This window comes from Mucilaginibacter sp. P2_A5 (genome assembly GCF_056404995.1).
In genome coordinates this window covers 152,218-166,791 of record NZ_JBFUCY010000004.1, presented here as the reverse complement: position 1 = coordinate 166,791, position 14,574 = coordinate 152,218, and the positions used below count along the sequence as shown (strand labels likewise).

General features: G+C 42.5%; 14 protein-coding genes. 7 read left to right on the top strand and 7 right to left on the bottom strand.

What is annotated here, in order from left to right; genetic code table 11:
* Positions 1 to 172: 172 nt before the first annotated feature.
* Positions 173 to 1,849, bottom strand: coding sequence for a helix-hairpin-helix domain-containing protein (locus AC1DXF_RS05210; protein ID WP_477446822.1), 1,677 nt, complete (start codon positions 1,847 to 1,849; stop codon positions 173 to 175).
* 245 nt (positions 1,850 to 2,094) lie between these two features.
* On the opposite strand from AC1DXF_RS05210, the gene AC1DXF_RS05205 reads away from it, so the two are divergent.
* The 4 genes from AC1DXF_RS05205 to AC1DXF_RS05190 all read left to right on the top strand — a co-directional run bounded on the left by AC1DXF_RS05205 (position 2,095) and on the right by AC1DXF_RS05190 (position 5,543).
* Positions 2,095 to 2,676 carry a hypothetical protein gene (locus AC1DXF_RS05205; protein WP_477446820.1) on the top strand — a complete coding sequence of 194 codons (582 nt, stop codon included), beginning with the start codon at positions 2,095 to 2,097 and terminating at the stop codon, positions 2,674 to 2,676.
* Between the two features lie 19 nt (positions 2,677 to 2,695).
* Positions 2,696 to 3,445 (top strand): ankyrin repeat domain-containing protein, encoded by a 750-nt coding sequence (locus AC1DXF_RS05200; RefSeq protein ID WP_477446818.1) that lies wholly within the window; start codon positions 2,696 to 2,698, stop codon positions 3,443 to 3,445.
* A 75-nt stretch (positions 3,446 to 3,520) separates the two neighbouring features.
* Positions 3,521 to 4,309: a carbon-nitrogen hydrolase family protein gene (locus AC1DXF_RS05195; RefSeq protein ID WP_477446816.1), complete on the top strand. Its 789-nt coding sequence runs from the start codon at positions 3,521 to 3,523 to the stop codon at positions 4,307 to 4,309.
* A gap of 247 nt (positions 4,310 to 4,556) precedes the next feature.
* Positions 4,557 to 5,543, top strand: coding sequence for a hypothetical protein (locus tag AC1DXF_RS05190; protein WP_477446814.1), 987 nt, complete (start codon positions 4,557 to 4,559; stop codon positions 5,541 to 5,543).
* Positions 5,544 to 5,625: 82 nt separating this feature from the next.
* Here AC1DXF_RS05190 and AC1DXF_RS05185 read toward each other — a convergent pair whose 3' ends face one another.
* Positions 5,626 to 6,114 (bottom strand): hypothetical protein, encoded by a 489-nt coding sequence (locus AC1DXF_RS05185; protein WP_477446812.1) that lies wholly within the window; start codon positions 6,112 to 6,114, stop codon positions 5,626 to 5,628.
* 62 nt (positions 6,115 to 6,176) lie between these two features.
* Entirely contained in the window at positions 6,177 to 7,943 is a 1,767-nt protein-coding gene (sppA, locus tag AC1DXF_RS05180; protein WP_477446810.1) for a signal peptide peptidase SppA, read from the bottom strand.
* An 87-nt stretch (positions 7,944 to 8,030) separates the two neighbouring features.
* On the opposite strand from sppA, the gene folK reads away from it, so the two are divergent.
* Together folK and AC1DXF_RS05170 are read left to right on the top strand one after the other, a co-directional pair.
* The gene (gene folK / locus AC1DXF_RS05175; RefSeq protein ID WP_477446808.1) at positions 8,031 to 8,510 is read left to right on the top strand and encodes a 2-amino-4-hydroxy-6-hydroxymethyldihydropteridine diphosphokinase; all 480 of its coding nucleotides are present in this window, start codon (positions 8,031 to 8,033) and stop codon (positions 8,508 to 8,510) included.
* Positions 8,511 to 8,534: 24 nt separating this feature from the next.
* Entirely contained in the window at positions 8,535 to 8,912 is a 378-nt protein-coding gene (locus AC1DXF_RS05170) for an Hpt domain-containing protein (protein ID WP_477446806.1), read from the top strand.
* A 275-nt stretch (positions 8,913 to 9,187) separates the two neighbouring features.
* Here AC1DXF_RS05170 and purS read toward each other — a convergent pair whose 3' ends face one another.
* The 3 genes from purS to rho all read right to left on the bottom strand — a co-directional run bounded on the left by purS (position 9,188) and on the right by rho (position 11,868).
* Positions 9,188 to 9,442 carry a phosphoribosylformylglycinamidine synthase subunit PurS gene (gene purS / locus AC1DXF_RS05165; RefSeq protein ID WP_477446804.1) on the bottom strand — a complete coding sequence of 85 codons (255 nt, stop codon included), beginning with the start codon at positions 9,440 to 9,442 and terminating at the stop codon, positions 9,188 to 9,190.
* The gene (locus tag AC1DXF_RS05160) at positions 9,423 to 10,145 is read right to left on the bottom strand and encodes a CDP-alcohol phosphatidyltransferase family protein (protein ID WP_477446802.1); all 723 of its coding nucleotides are present in this window, start codon (positions 10,143 to 10,145) and stop codon (positions 9,423 to 9,425) included. Before AC1DXF_RS05160 ends, purS begins: the two co-directional genes overlap by 20 nt.
* Before the next feature lie 91 nt (positions 10,146 to 10,236).
* Entirely contained in the window at positions 10,237 to 11,868 is a 1,632-nt protein-coding gene (gene rho / locus AC1DXF_RS05155; protein ID WP_477446800.1) for a transcription termination factor Rho, read from the bottom strand.
* 354 nt (positions 11,869 to 12,222) lie between these two features.
* On the opposite strand from rho, the gene pyrF reads away from it, so the two are divergent.
* On the top strand, positions 12,223 to 13,053 hold the full coding sequence (pyrF, locus tag AC1DXF_RS05150; RefSeq protein WP_477446963.1) for an orotidine-5'-phosphate decarboxylase: 831 nt from the start codon (positions 12,223 to 12,225) through the stop codon (positions 13,051 to 13,053).
* A gap of 64 nt (positions 13,054 to 13,117) precedes the next feature.
* On the opposite strand, the gene AC1DXF_RS05145 is transcribed toward pyrF, so the two are convergent.
* Complete coding sequence (locus AC1DXF_RS05145) at positions 13,118 to 14,533, bottom strand: B12-binding domain-containing radical SAM protein (protein ID WP_477446798.1); 1,416 nt, start codon at positions 14,531 to 14,533, stop codon at positions 13,118 to 13,120.
* Positions 14,534 to 14,574 lie beyond the last annotated feature (41 nt).

Below are 14,574 nucleotides of genomic sequence, written 5' to 3'. Positions count from 1 at the left end.
CTGTCATTGGTCATTCGCTGCGCTGTCATTGGTCATTTTGCTTCGCTGTCATTGGTCATTTGCTGCGCTGTCATTGGTCATTCGCTGCGCTGTCATTTGCTTTTCACCTTTCGCCTTTCACCTTTCACCTTTCGCCTTTCGCCTTTTACCTTTTACCTTTCGCCTTTCACCTTCAACTACCCCTCTTCTTATCAAAGGCCTTTGTAATCTCTGGTAACGATAACGCGTTTAGGCACATTTCCTTATACAGACCGCCTTTGCGGGCTGCTAAAATGCCATAATGCATATCCAGGTGACCTTCCAGCCGGTGGGCATCGGGGTTTATGGATAGCATAACACCTTTCTCCAGGGCGTATTGGTGCCAGCGCCAGTCAAGATCAAGCCTTAGCGGGTTGGCGTTTATTTCAATTACTACGTTGTTGGCGGCGCAGGCGTCAATTACCTTTTTATAATTAATGGGGTAACCCTTACGGCTTAGCAGCAGCCTGCCGGTAGGGTGGCCAAGTATGGTAGTGTATGGGTTTTCAATGGCGGTTATCAGCCTTGATGTGGCTTTGCCCTCATCCATTTTTAATATGGAGTGTACCGATGCCACGATGAAATCGAACTTTTTCAATATCTCGTCCGGGTAATCCAGTGAGCCATCATATAAAATATCCGATTCAATACCTTTGAATATATGAAAGCCATCCAGCTTTTTGTTCAGGTGGTCAATCTCTTCCTGTTGTTGTAGTACACGTTCAATGGTCAGGCCCTTGGCATAAAAGGCGCTCTTGCTGTGGTCGCACATCCCCAGGTACTCCAATTTCAGGGTATCACGGCAGTATAGCGCCATTTCTTCAACCGTGTTAACGCCATCGCTCCAGGTACTGTGGTTGTGCAGACTGCCTTTTAAATCGTGCCAGTTTATAAGCGTTGGCAGGGTGTTTGTTTCGGCCTTTTCAATAAACGTGGTGCCTTCGCGCAGTTCGGGCTGCATCCAGGCCAGGCCCGCTTTAGTGTATATTAATTCTTCAGATTCCGGCTGTTGAAGCGGCGTATTAATCCGCTCTAAAACTGCTTGCACATGATCGTCGGTACCGGTATTTTTAAATAACTCTAAGTAATAATTGCCCTTTTCTACACAAACAATATCAACCAGCAAGCCATTATTTAATTCGCCCGAAATATGGTTTTCATTCTGTGCTACATTCTGTATAATATCAGATGCTAAAAAAGCATCGTAAGCAATTTGCTGGTCTATGCTGCCAATCACAATCACAATTTCGGTAATGATATCATTTAACCTCCTGAACTCACCGGCGAAATGCTTTAGGGCGCCGGGGAAAACGGATTTTACCATGTCCATCAGCTCATTTGCTTCTTTTTCTACCTGGGCAAACAGGAATTTTCCGTTACTGGCCATCCTGAACTCAATGGCTTTACGAATCTCTTCCTGCGTTTTTAGTCCGAAACCTTTGGCCTCAATCAGGCGGTTTTCGTTACATGCATAAAATAGCTCGCCGGTGTTTTCAATCCCCAGTTCCCTCCATATAACAGCAACTTTTTTTGGGCCAATACCTTTAATATGCATCATCTCAACCACGCCCTCGGGGGTTTGGGCAAGCATTTCTTCCATTTCGGCCATGGTGCCGGTTTCAAAAAGCTCGATGATTTTGCCTGCTATGCTTTTGCCAATACCATCAACCTTTTCCAGTTCGGCCAGTGTTTTACCGGCTATAGGGAACGGCAGCTTATCAACCTTAAAAGCGGCATTAGCTATCGACTTAATTTTAAACGGGTTAACCTCATGCAATTCCATGAGTTGCGATAGTAAACGAAGTTTGCGGGCTATGGGTTTATTTTCCATAATTAAATTGAGCGGTAAAAATACAAAAAGCCATTGTAAAGACGGTGTTGTAGGGTGGTTTGTTTTGCAGATGTGCAGATTTCAGATTTCAAATGTGCAGATGATTGAAAGTTAAAATTAGGCTCTGGTTCCTTTATCCAGATTTGCTTGAATTAGATTTTTAGAATTAACAATATAAAAACGAAACTTATGAAGTTTTTAAAACTTCGTAAATTTGACAGTAAGTTGCTAAAGTCGTCAAAACCATGATCCACATAAACCAGGAAGAATTTCAAAAAAACCTTTTGCTTACACAGGTTTATTGTGATATGCAACTCAACACCGGAGGGAAACCGGCAGGTGAGATATTAAGAAGCATTAACCCGGTAATTGATGGAAAAGCTATTTTTTCCTTCAGAAGAGTAAGATTCTTTGGTAGTTCTGAAGAAGAGACAAGGTTGATTTGGAACATTGATCCTACCAAAAACGGCAATGAAATAATTTATGATAAACTGTTTCAACTGCAATTGGCGCACAAAATACAAGCCGTTAGTATTTTGAATTCAAATGTAGCATATCAGGGTCAAATACTGGTCGCCGAGGTAGATTGCGTAATAGTCGACGGATTTTCAGAACAGGAATCACTTGGCATAATAGATGAACAGGATTGCCCGCCCATTGATACCTGGTTTTACATGGCCAGGAATAACTTGGGGCGGGTATTGTATGCCTGGATACCTGGAAAATTTGTTCCGCTTGTTCAGGCCGCAACGGAGGTTAATATGCTATCTACTGTTGTTTGGCTTGATGATTTTATAAAAGATGGCCGGGATAAATTACTATTGTAAACATTAAAACCAACGAGGCATGCCCGATTACAATCAAATTCTTTACGCCATCGAAGTGCATTCCGTTGATGGAATTAATCAATACTTTAACGATGGGGGAGATCCTAATGAGGTTCATGATGGTGTGCCGCTTTTTACCACCATGGTCGAGATGTATTACCGCAGCCCCAAATTTAAGGATTGTGTACAGGCTTTTATTGATGCCGGGCTGGAGTATAAGGATAATGCATTGCTGGCTGTATTGGCACATGACGCCGGAAAGTTAAAAGCGTGTATAGATATTGATTCGCAAATAGTTGACAGGATATATGCAATATATAATAACTCGTACACGCCGTTAACCGGTGGTACCCTGATGCATTTTTGCGCCGAATACAATAGCCTGGCCTGTGCCGAAGTACTGCTGCAACACGGGGCCGATGTAAATGCCGGGGCTGCCCTTGATGAATATGGTTTTGGCGGGCATACACCGATATTTCATACCGTAAATCAAAACGGCAACAGCTCCATTGATATGCTTCACTTCCTGTTGCAAAATGGTGCCGGTTTGTCTGTTACCGTTAAAGGCTTAATATGGGGCAAAGGCTATGAATGGGAAACACTGATGCCTGCCGTTAACCCGATAAGTTATGCCATGATGGGCTCGCTGCCGCAGGTACACAGGAAAGAAGTTACGGTAATGCAAATAGTAACCCTGCTGTTAAAATACGCTTATGGAGTTGAATATGTACCCAAAAATGTGCCTAATGCTTATTTGAAGAGGGGATAAGCTTATCAGGCTAAGTGCCAAAAAATGATACATCGTGTTGGGCAATTAATTATTTTAGTGCGCAAATAAAAAAGCATGAAAATAGCTATAGCATCACCGCCAATGCCGGCATCCATTAGGGAGGGGCTGCAACAGGCCGAGTTTTTGATCCAGGAAGCGGCAAATCGGCAGGCAGAGATCATCTGCTTTCCGGAATCGTACATCCCCGGTTATCCGGCCAAAGAATTTGAGGTTGAGGAACGTTCGCCCGAAAAAATGCAGCTTGCATTGCAGGAGGTATGTGCCATGGCTGCAAAAAATTCTATCGCCATTATTATGCCGATGGATTGGTATAGCAATGGCGATCTTTTAAATATCGCCCATGTAATATCAAAAACAGGTGAAGTTTTAGGCTATCAAACCAAAAACCAGTTAGACCCCTCCGAAGATAACATCTGGATACCCGGAACCGAGCGCCATATTTTTGAAGTAAATGGGTTGAAGTTTGGCATTACTATATGTCATGAAGGTTTCCGCTACCCGGAATCTGTACGGTGGGCAGCCCGCAACGATGCTCAAATTGTGTTTCACCCGCATTGTACAGGCAGCAACATCCAGGGTGTTGAGCTTACTGAATGGGGAAGTAAGGATAATCCTTATTATGAAAAGGCCATTATGTTAAGGGCGATGGAAAATACCATATATTTTGCAAGTTCGAACTATGCATTTAAATATCCCGATTCGGCCAGCTGTATTATAGGCCCCGATGGTGCTTGTCTCGCCCATGAAACATACGGAAAAGTTGGTGTAATTATAGCTGATATTGATCCTCGCTTAGCTACAGGATTGTTGGCCAGGAGGTTTAAACCACAACTCTACATTTAAGAATTTCCATCCTACAGGGTATAAAAAAACACTGTTGCCAAAAGTGTTTTTTCTTCAAAATGCCTTTTGGTAATTCTACCTAAAAGGCAAGTATTTATACGCGATGCAAAACGGGTAATAACACGTTTGCGTTTGCGTGGATCTCCTCATTAATCTTTTTCGCAGTGTGCCGATTTTAGCTCCTGATTAAACAATAAAGAAATTTTGTTTCAATCAGCTCAAATTTATTCACTAAAAATCTATCCACATGAAAAAGATCTATTTATTACAGTTACTGGCGGTTGTTGTATTGGCAATAACCTCTTGCGGTAAAGACGGAGCAACAGGCCCGGCAGGGCCTGCCGGTACACAGGGCGCAGCGGGTGCTGCCGGGGCGGTAGGAGCCACCGGTGCCGACGGAACCAAAATTTACTCGGGCACAACTGCCCCGGCCGCAACGCTTGGTATCAATGGCGATTTTTACATCAATACTGCTACCAGCGGATTCTACGGCCCCAAAACAGCTGGCAGCTGGGGTTCGCCTTTTAGCCTGAAGGGTGCTACCGGAGCAACAGGAGCTACAGGCGCAACTGGTGCTACCGGTGCAGCTGGTGCTACAGGCGCAACCGGAGCTACTGGTGCGACTGGCGCTGCCGGTGCCAACGGTTCAACTATTAAAAGCGGCAATGTTGCACCAAGTGCAGCTGTAGGTGTCAATGGCGACTATTATTTGAACACCGCCACCTATTTATTTTACGGGCCAAAAATTGGTGGCACATGGCCTGCACCTATCAACCTAAAAGGCCCGAAAGGTGACCCCGGCACTGCAAATGTTATTTACTCTGATTGGTTTACACCATCGTCGTACGTAAAAACAACCGTTTTTAGTACAAGTACCTTTACATTCGACGTAGCCGAACCTAAAATAACACAGGATATATTAGATAAAGGTGTTGTGGTGATTTATGGCAAATTAAACGGCTACAATCCAATAATCTGGCCAACAGATCAGGTTGCCCCGCTGCCCATCGTGATTAACTACTTAAGTGGTACCACCCCCGAAATTGATATCTGGTCGGGCCTTTATACCCTGGGGAATGTGCAAATCAGTATGAAAAACAATAACAATGTTTATGGTAATATTTCAAATGCACATAGTTACAGGTATGTAATTATACCTGGCGGGGTACACATAGCTGCTGTTAAATTGAAAAACTATAATGAACTGAAAGCGGCGTTGCATATACAGGATTAAATCATCCCTGCTTATCAGCTTTTTAAACCACCGTATGAAGATGTTTATCTTTCATATGGTGGTTTTTGCGTGATTAAGTCATTTATATTATCCCCGCGATACACGCCTTATAAACCCTCATTATCCGTTCGCCGATAGCTTTGGCAGCTGTAGTTGCTGGTAGGGAAGACTTAATGCTCATATCGTTATCTGCAATTGTATTACCTTCTATATTTATGAAAATATTACCTGAGTTTATGCCATCGATTTTTATTTTAAAGTAGAGCGTTTCAAAAGCTTTAATCGTTTTTTGCTTGCTGTGGATAAAAGCCGGCCAATCTTTAAGTTTTTGGTCGCGAAGGTTTTTATCTTGTACCTTAAAAAGATAGAAGTTCTTCATCACTTCGTCGCCTAAAATTGTTGCATCAGTTGAGAATTTTAATACTGAACATTTTTCCTGTTCATAATAAATTCCTGCGTCGTTTTTATATAGTGGTGCAATAATAATCTTTTCTTCCTGTGCAGAAATATATAAGGAAACGTGCTTTACGTGACCGTTGCTGATGGGTTTTTTGCTAAAAAAAGATAACATATGCTAAAATAAAAAAAAGCCACCCCTTCGGGCAGCTCTTCTTTCAAAATATAACATAAAACTTACTTGATCACAATTTCATAAGGCAACTTGGCCTGGGGGCAGCGCATCATTTGGGTTATGCCTTTTATCTGTTCGTATACGCGGTAATTATCACCTAACTCCGATTTTAGCATTTTAGCTTTCATCTGGCCGGTTACATCACTATCCAGCTGTTTAAAGAAACTTTTTTGCTCGGGGTAACTTACCAGGTTATAGTTTTTTAGCTTTGCTTTTTTAGCAGCCGAAGCAATAGCATCGTTAATATTGCCCAAGCGGTCAACCAGCCCAATTTTTATGGCCTGGGCGCCTGTCCAAACACGGCCCTGGCCGATGCTGTTGATGTAAGCCTGTGTTTTGCTGCGGCCTGCCGCAACGGCTTTGGTAAAATCATCGTAACCATGGTTTACGCTGTTTTGTAGTATTGCCCGTTCTTCGGGGCTCAGGGGGCGGCTTACATCGCCCAGGTCGGCATATTTGCCGGTTTTTACGCCGTCAAAAGTAACGCCCAGCTTATCATTAAATAGCTTTTGCATGTTGGGCAATACGGCAAAAATACCTATTGAGCCGGTTATTGTATTAGGTTCTGCAAATATCGAATCGGCAGCGCAACTGATATAGTAGCCACCCGATGCGGCATAATCGCCCATAGAAACAATGATTGGTTTAACCTTTTTAGTGAGGGCAACTTCGCGCCATATCACATCGGATGCCAATGAGCTGCCTCCCGGTGAGTTAACCCTTAATACAACTGCTTTTACCTTATTATCTAAACGTACTTTACGGATGGCTTTTGAAATTCTTTCAGATCCGATGTTATTATCGTCGCCTTGGCCGCCGGTAATATCGCCGCTGGCATAAACAATGGCTATGCGGTTTTTCGACGAATTATCGTCATCACTTTTACTATCGGTTTTGGTGTATTCGTCAAGATCAACGCTGGCAATATCTTCTTTTTTACCTTTGCCTGTACGTTGTCTAAGCTCATCTAAAAGCTCGTCTTTATATTTCAAACCATCTATCAGCTTAAGTTTCACCGCATCTTCCGGGAATTGAACGCGGCCGTTGTTGGCATAATTAAACAACGAGTCTTTATTAATGCCCCTGCTTTTGCTGATGCCGGTTAAAAAATGATCATATAACGAGCCTAAGTAGGAGGTAACCTGTAAACGGTTTGGCTCGCTCATTTTGGTGAGGAATAAAGGCTCAACCGCGCTTTTGTAGGTGCCTACTTTAATAATTTGTACTTCGATACCCAATTTGTCGAGCGCCCCCTTCAGGAAAGTGACCTGCTGGCTAAAGCCTTTAAACTCAAAAATACCTCTGGGGTTCATATAAACCTTATCGGCAACGGATGCCAGGTAATAAAAGCCCTGGGTGTAAATTTCTGAGTAAGCTATAACGAACTTGCCCGATTTTTTAAAGTCGATTAGTGCATTGCGAATTTCTTCGGTGGTGGCCTGGCCGGATGTCATATAGCTTTCATCCAAAAAAATGCCTTTGATATTGGAGTCGGTTTTCGCTTTTTTAATGTTGGCCAAAATATCATTTAACCCGGTTGATTTATCGCTGTTCAACCCTAAAAAGCTTAACCCTGCAAGCGGGTTATTTGGGGTGCGCTCGGTTATGGGGTTAGTAAACGCCATGTGTAGCACCGAGTTGGACTCAACTTCTACCTCTTTTTCGCCGCTGGCGGCAACTATTATACCTACAATCACAAAAGCCAGTATCACTGTTGTTAATACTATCCCCAGCATGGTGGCAAAAACGAATTTGAAGAATTGTTTCATTAATGTTATAAATCTTTTTAACTATGCAAACTTAGTAATTCAATACCGTATAGTGGTAAGAGCCTGTTCTATAATATTTGTTACAACATGATTGATGTTTTTTTACTTTTGGGCAGTAACCTTGGCGACAGAAAATTGCTGCTGTTTGAGGCTATAAAACGCATTGAAACCGGGGTGGGCCCCGTATTACAGGCTTCATCTGTTTACGAAACGCAATCCTGGGGCAAAACGGACGCCCCCGATTATTTGAACCAGGTGCTGTTGCTGCAAACCGAAATGACGGCGCGGCAAGTGCTTGAAAAAATACTGGCAATTGAACTATCAATGGGGCGCAGGCGCGAAGAAAAATGGGGGTCGCGGACTATCGATATCGACATTTTATTTTATGGTGATGCCGTTATTGACGAGCCCGATTTGAAGGTGCCACACCCCGAAATGCATAAACGCAGGTTTACATTGGCGCCTTTGGCCGAATTGGCGCCTGAATTTGAACACCCGTTAATAAAAAAAAATATTTTGCAGCTAAAAAATGAACTTATTGATGACTTGGTCGTAAAAAAAGTATAATTTTGAATATTCATAAATCTTTATATGTCAGATATTTCACCCGAACAAGACTTTGATCTTTCTTTCCTATATGAAATTGCCGATGGCAGCGATGAATTTATTGTGGAATCAATTGGTATGTTCCTGGAGCAAACACCTCAATTATTGGGTATGATAACCGTTGCCCTTGAATCGGGCGACTGGGCTGAAGCCGGTAAAGCATCGCATAAATTGAAACCCAACCTGGGGTTTTTTGGTATGCCGATAAGCCAGGCTACCATTCAGGAAGTTGAATTGGCTTGTAAGGCAGGCGGGCAAAACCCCGCAGAAATTTTTGCCAAATTTAACCAGGTAAAAGCTACTGTTAACGCTAACCTTATTACCCTGCAACAAATTAAAGAAGAAAAAGAAGCAAGCCTTTAAGGAGGTAAAAGGTTAAAGGCGAAAGGTTAAAGGTTTTTTGCCTGTGTGCTAAAAATATAAGAGAGGCTATCCTTTGAAGGGTGGCCTCTTTACGTTTCTATATGCCTACAAATCGTGAACGAAAAAAAAGAGGCTACCTCTCTGTGAGATAACCTCTTTTTATATTTTAGAGTTGTTAAAGCCTTTCGCCTTTAACCTTTTCCCTTTCACCTTTTTATAGAGATGTTAAAGCCCTTCACCTTTCGCCTTTGACCTTTCGCCTTTAACCTCAAAAACTAAACTTCTACTACTTTAAAAGTGTAGCTTTCCATAATAAGGTTGGCCAATAAATTTTTGCAGGCCTGGTCTACTTTGCTGTGTGCGGTTTCGGCGCTGTCGGCTTCAAGTTCAAGGGTGATGTGTTTGCCTATACGTACATTTTGAATTTCGGCCAAACCGAGGTTTTTCATGCTTCCGGTTACTGCTTTTCCTTGTGGATCAAGAATTTCTTTTTTGGGCATTACGTCAATTTCAGCCTGGAACTTTGTCATTGGTTATTTTAGTTTGAATTAAAGATAAGGTGATGTACATAAATATAACCACCGGAACTGCCACAAATTTAAAAAATAGAATCAGTATTGCCGAAAACATGAGCAGTAAATAACGGAAAATGTTTTTATTGAAGTCGCGGTTCTTGAATTTAAGCGACATTAACGGTAATTCGGATACCAGCAGGGTGCACATGATAATTATCAATGCCGTTAACGAATAAGGATTTAATATAAAGCGGGCCAAAACTTCGTACTGTTCAATAATTAAGGGTAACGATGCTATAAATATGGCGTTGGCAGGTGTTGGCAAACCAATAAAACTATCTGATTGCCGGGTATCGTTATTGAATTTGGCCAGGCGTAAAGCCGAAAACACAGTTATTAAAAAGGCAACGTAACACAAGTACTCGCTTATGTGAGGAATTTGCGGGCCCTTTAAAAACAACTCATACAATATAGCCGATGGCAAAAAGCCAAAGCTTACCATATCTGCCAGCGAATCCAGGTCTTTACCTATAAACGAGTAGGAGTTGAGCACCCGGGATGCAAAGCCATCAAAAAAATCAAAAATGGCTGCCAAAAAAATGGCGTAAGATGCAATTAATAAATTACCCTGGAAGGCAAACACTATCCCTATACAGCCGCTAAACAGGTTGGCGCAGGTTATGGTATTGGGCAGGTGCTTTCTAACTCGTCTCTTCATTTTGTGTTACGAAGTTATCAGGATTTTATTAAGTAATAATGAAGTTACAAATAATATTTACATTAAATATAACTTCATTATCGCTAAAATATTACGAATTCATCGAAATCAGGAATTCTTCGTTGGTTTTGGTACCTCTTATTTGTGCCTGTAAAAACTCCATTGATTCCTGTGAGTTCATGTCGGCCAGGTGGTTACGTAATATCCAGATGCGTTGCAGGGTTTCGCGGTCAAGCAACAGATCGTCGCGGCGGGTACTTGATGCAGTGATGTCGATAGCCGGGAAAATACGCTTGTTGGATAGTTTACGATCCAGCTGCAACTCCATGTTACCGGTACCTTTAAATTCTTCAAAAATAACCTCGTCCATTTTTGAACCGGTTTCTGTAAGTGCAGTTGCGATGATGGTTAACGAACCGCCATCCTCAATGTTACGGGCCGCTCCAAAAAAGCGTTTTGGTTTGTGTAATGCGTTGGCATCAACACCACCCGATAATATTTTACCTGATGCCGGTGCAACCGTATTATATGCACGGGCTAAACGGGTTATAGAGTCTAATAAGATCACCACGTCATGACCGCATTCTACCATACGTTTTGCTTTCTCTAAAACAATATTGGCAATTTTAACGTGGCGCTCGGCAGGCTCATCAAATGTTGATGATACTACTTCGGCGCGTACGCTGCGGGCCATATCGGTTACCTCTTCCGGACGTTCGTCGATCAATAATATAATCAGGTAAACTTCGGGGTGGTTGCGGGCAATAGCATTGGCCACATCCTTTAGCAACATGGTTTTACCTGTTTTAGGCTGTGCCACAATCAATCCGCGCTGCCCTTTACCAATAGGCGAAAACAAATCCATGATACGGGTTGAATAATTGCCTGGATCAGTAAACAAGCTTAATTTCTCAGATGGGAAAAGCGGCGTCAAGTGATCAAAAGGAACGCGGTCACGCACCTCGGCAGGGATGCGGCCGTTAATAGCCTCAACACGTACCAAAGGAAAATATTTTTCGCCTTCTTTTGGCGGGCGGATGCTGCCGCGAACGGTATCACCAGTTTTTAAGCCAAAAAGTTTTATTTGCGATTGCGATACGTAAATATCGTCGGGAGAGGTAAGGTAGTTATAGTCGGATGAACGCAGGAAACCATAACCATCGGGCATAATTTCCAAAACGCCTTCGTTTACAATAACATTATCAAAATCAAGATTGATAGGTGGCTCCTGTGCTTTTTGTTGATTAGGGTTGCCATTGGCGCGCCTGTCAAATTTTTGCGGACGCCCTTCAGCAACAGGTACTTCAGTTTTTGGTGCCGATTCCCCGGGCTGGTTATCAGGGGTTTCGCCTGTTACGGGTGCCGGTACGGTGGTATCGTTAACGGCATCAGCATTGTTTTGATCGTCCTCTTCCTGGTCAAACAGGTTGGTATCATCCAAAGGTACTTCAACACGGGGTTGAGTTTTGGGTTTCAACACACGGGTACGTTTGCGTGTTTTTTCGCCGGCTTCTTCGGCTACAGGCTCGGCTGCAATTGGTGTATAGTTTTGCTCAACAATGTTCTGTTGTACCCTTGCGGCCTCAATTAATTGTTGTTGTTCAATAATACGGGCAATCAGCTGTGCTTTACGTAGTTCGTCGGCCTCAGCAATACCTAAATTTTTTGCAATTTCGCGCAACTCTGAAACGAGTTTGTCGTTCAATTCGATTTTATCAGACATGATATGAATTATAGTTCAAAGGGATTTTTAATATCGTAAATAGTTTTCAAACGGTTATAAAACTTCCATGTGCATTTTGGCTGCTATGTTATTACACACGGGGCATTATAGTAAGAAATTGATCTTGAAGCATTGATTAAATAAACATCCAAACCCACTCAAAGCATTAGTTATAATAAATGTTGTGGGGTTTTAAATTGTTTCTTTAGTGCAAGAAAAATTCAATGGAAAACGATGCAATTGTAAACAATTATTTGTTAATATCAAATTAATTAAATAAATATCTGCGTTGTTATAACGTTTAAGGTAAATTTTTAGTTTTTTTGCCATCCGAATATTTAACCCCTTCCTATGATATCGCGCAGGCAGCTAATAGAGCAGATCAAACAAAAAAAATCCTTTTTATGTGTAGGCCTTGATACCGACATTGATAAGATCCCTCAATTTTTAAAAGAATATCCCGATCCAATCCTTGAGTTTAATAAGCGCATTATTGATGCCACTAGAGATCTTTGTGTATCCTATAAACCCAATGCTGCCTTTTACGAGGCCCGGGGTATAAAAGGCCTGCAAAGCCTGATAGATACCTGGAAATACCTGCCAACAGACACCTTAAATATAATAGATGCCAAAAGGGGCGATATCGGTAACACATCTGATAAATACGCCACCGCTTTTTTTAATGAAGAAGCATCGGGTATGAGTTTCGACGCTATCACTATTACTCCCTATATGGGCAACGATAGTGTTACACCTTACCTTAAATATGAGGGTAAATGGATCATCATCCTGGCGCTCACGTCATCTGTAGGCAGTAAGGATTTTCAGTACCTGGAAACCGGCGATGGCTATTTATACGAAACCGTGATACAAAAAGCCAATACCTGGGCCGGGGCCGATAGGATCATGTATGTTGTGGGGGCTACCAAAAGCACCGAATTTACCAACATCCGCAAGTATGCGCCGGATAATTTCCTGCTTGTGCCCGGAGTTGGTGCGCAGGGGGGCAGCCTTGAAGAAGTGTGCAAATATGGCATTACCAAAGATTGCGGCCTGATTGTAAATGCATCCCGTTCTATCATTTATGCCGGTAACGACGAAAACTTTGCCGAAGCCGCCCGCGCCGAAGCATTACGTATGCAACGGCAAATGCAGGTGGAATTGGAAAAGGCGGGAGTTATTTAGAGAGTATCAAGTAGTTAGTATCAAGTAGCAAGATTTTTAAGTGAATGGTTAGTGGCTAATTAGATTAACCTTCTGGTAAATACAAGGGCAATGTCTCGGTCGTTTTGCCTTGTTTATTGCCGAAGTTTATCTTTGATAGCACGGTTTCCAGGGCGGGGAGTGTATTGTTGAGGTTTTTTGTTTTGATGAGCAAATTCCAAACCGGTTCAAATTTTTTCCAGCCGCCGGCGTAAAAGAAGTGTTTTAGCTTATGCATATGCGATTCGTGCTGAATACTGGCCTTAAAGATGTTGTTCCATTTGTAAAATTCCTTGTAAGCCCACCAGTAACCATCTTCCAGTTCCTGCGCGCTTAGGCCAATGGTTTGGTAAACTACTTTGCGGGTATCATACAAATCCCAGTTTTTGGTCATTATCCTTCCCTGCCTTTCCATGCTTTTAAATAATTCGGTACCTGGGTATGGGGTTAGCACGTGATAGGTTGATGTGGTAATAGAATGTTTTACACCCCAATCAACTGTTCGCTTAAAAACATCCTTATCATCATCATCCAAACCAAAAACAAAACTACCGTTTATCATGATACCAAGGCTGTGGAGCCTGTTTACAGCTTTTACGTAGTCCTTTTCCAGGTTTTGTTTTTTATTGCTTTGTTTAAGATTTTGGGGCGAAAATGTTTCGAAACCAACAAATAAACTCCTTAGCCCGGCTTCTGCGGCTTTTTCAATCAGGTTTCCCCGTAATATCGAATCTACGGTTGCCGCTCCCTGGAAAACGCGGTTCATACCCTTCATTCCGTCAAATAGGGCGGCCGAGAATTTGGTGTTGCCTAACAGGTGATCGTCTAAAAAATATAAATGCCTGCCTGGCAGCCGGTCAATTTCGGCAAGGGCATCGTCAACCTCCTGGGTATAAAAAGTACGGCCACCTTCAAAAAAAGCATCCTTATAACAAAAGCTGCAATGATGCGGGCAGCCCCTGGTAACCACAATGGAGTTTGGTACAAGGTACAAATGCCTTTTGATCAGGTCGCGACGGATTGGCGGTACTTTTTCAAGCGTGCGGATAGTTGAATTGTATATTTTTTGAGGGCAGCGGTTTTTAAAATCCAATAGAAACTTAGGGAAGGTATCTTCTCCAGGCCCTATAAAAATACTATCTGCATGCGGTGCCGCCTCAAATGGCAGCGACGTAACGTGCAGGCCGCCAAGGATAACGTAAGCTCCTTTTGCCCGGTAATGGTCGGCAATTTTGTAGGCGCGGTAAGCATTGGTGATGTACACCTGGATAACCACCAGGTGGGGGCTGTCGTCTAAATTAAGTTTCTCTACATGTTGGTCTTGCAAATCTATTTCATCATCGGGTGACAGGTATGCAGCCAGTGTAGCCAAACCTAAAGGAGGAAACAAGGAATATTTTATCGGCCTCCAAAACGGACTTTCGGCTTCGGTTAAGGCAGGGAGGATCATTTTAACTCTCATATTTTATAAATAAAAAGTACTTTGTTAAACAAAGTAAATAA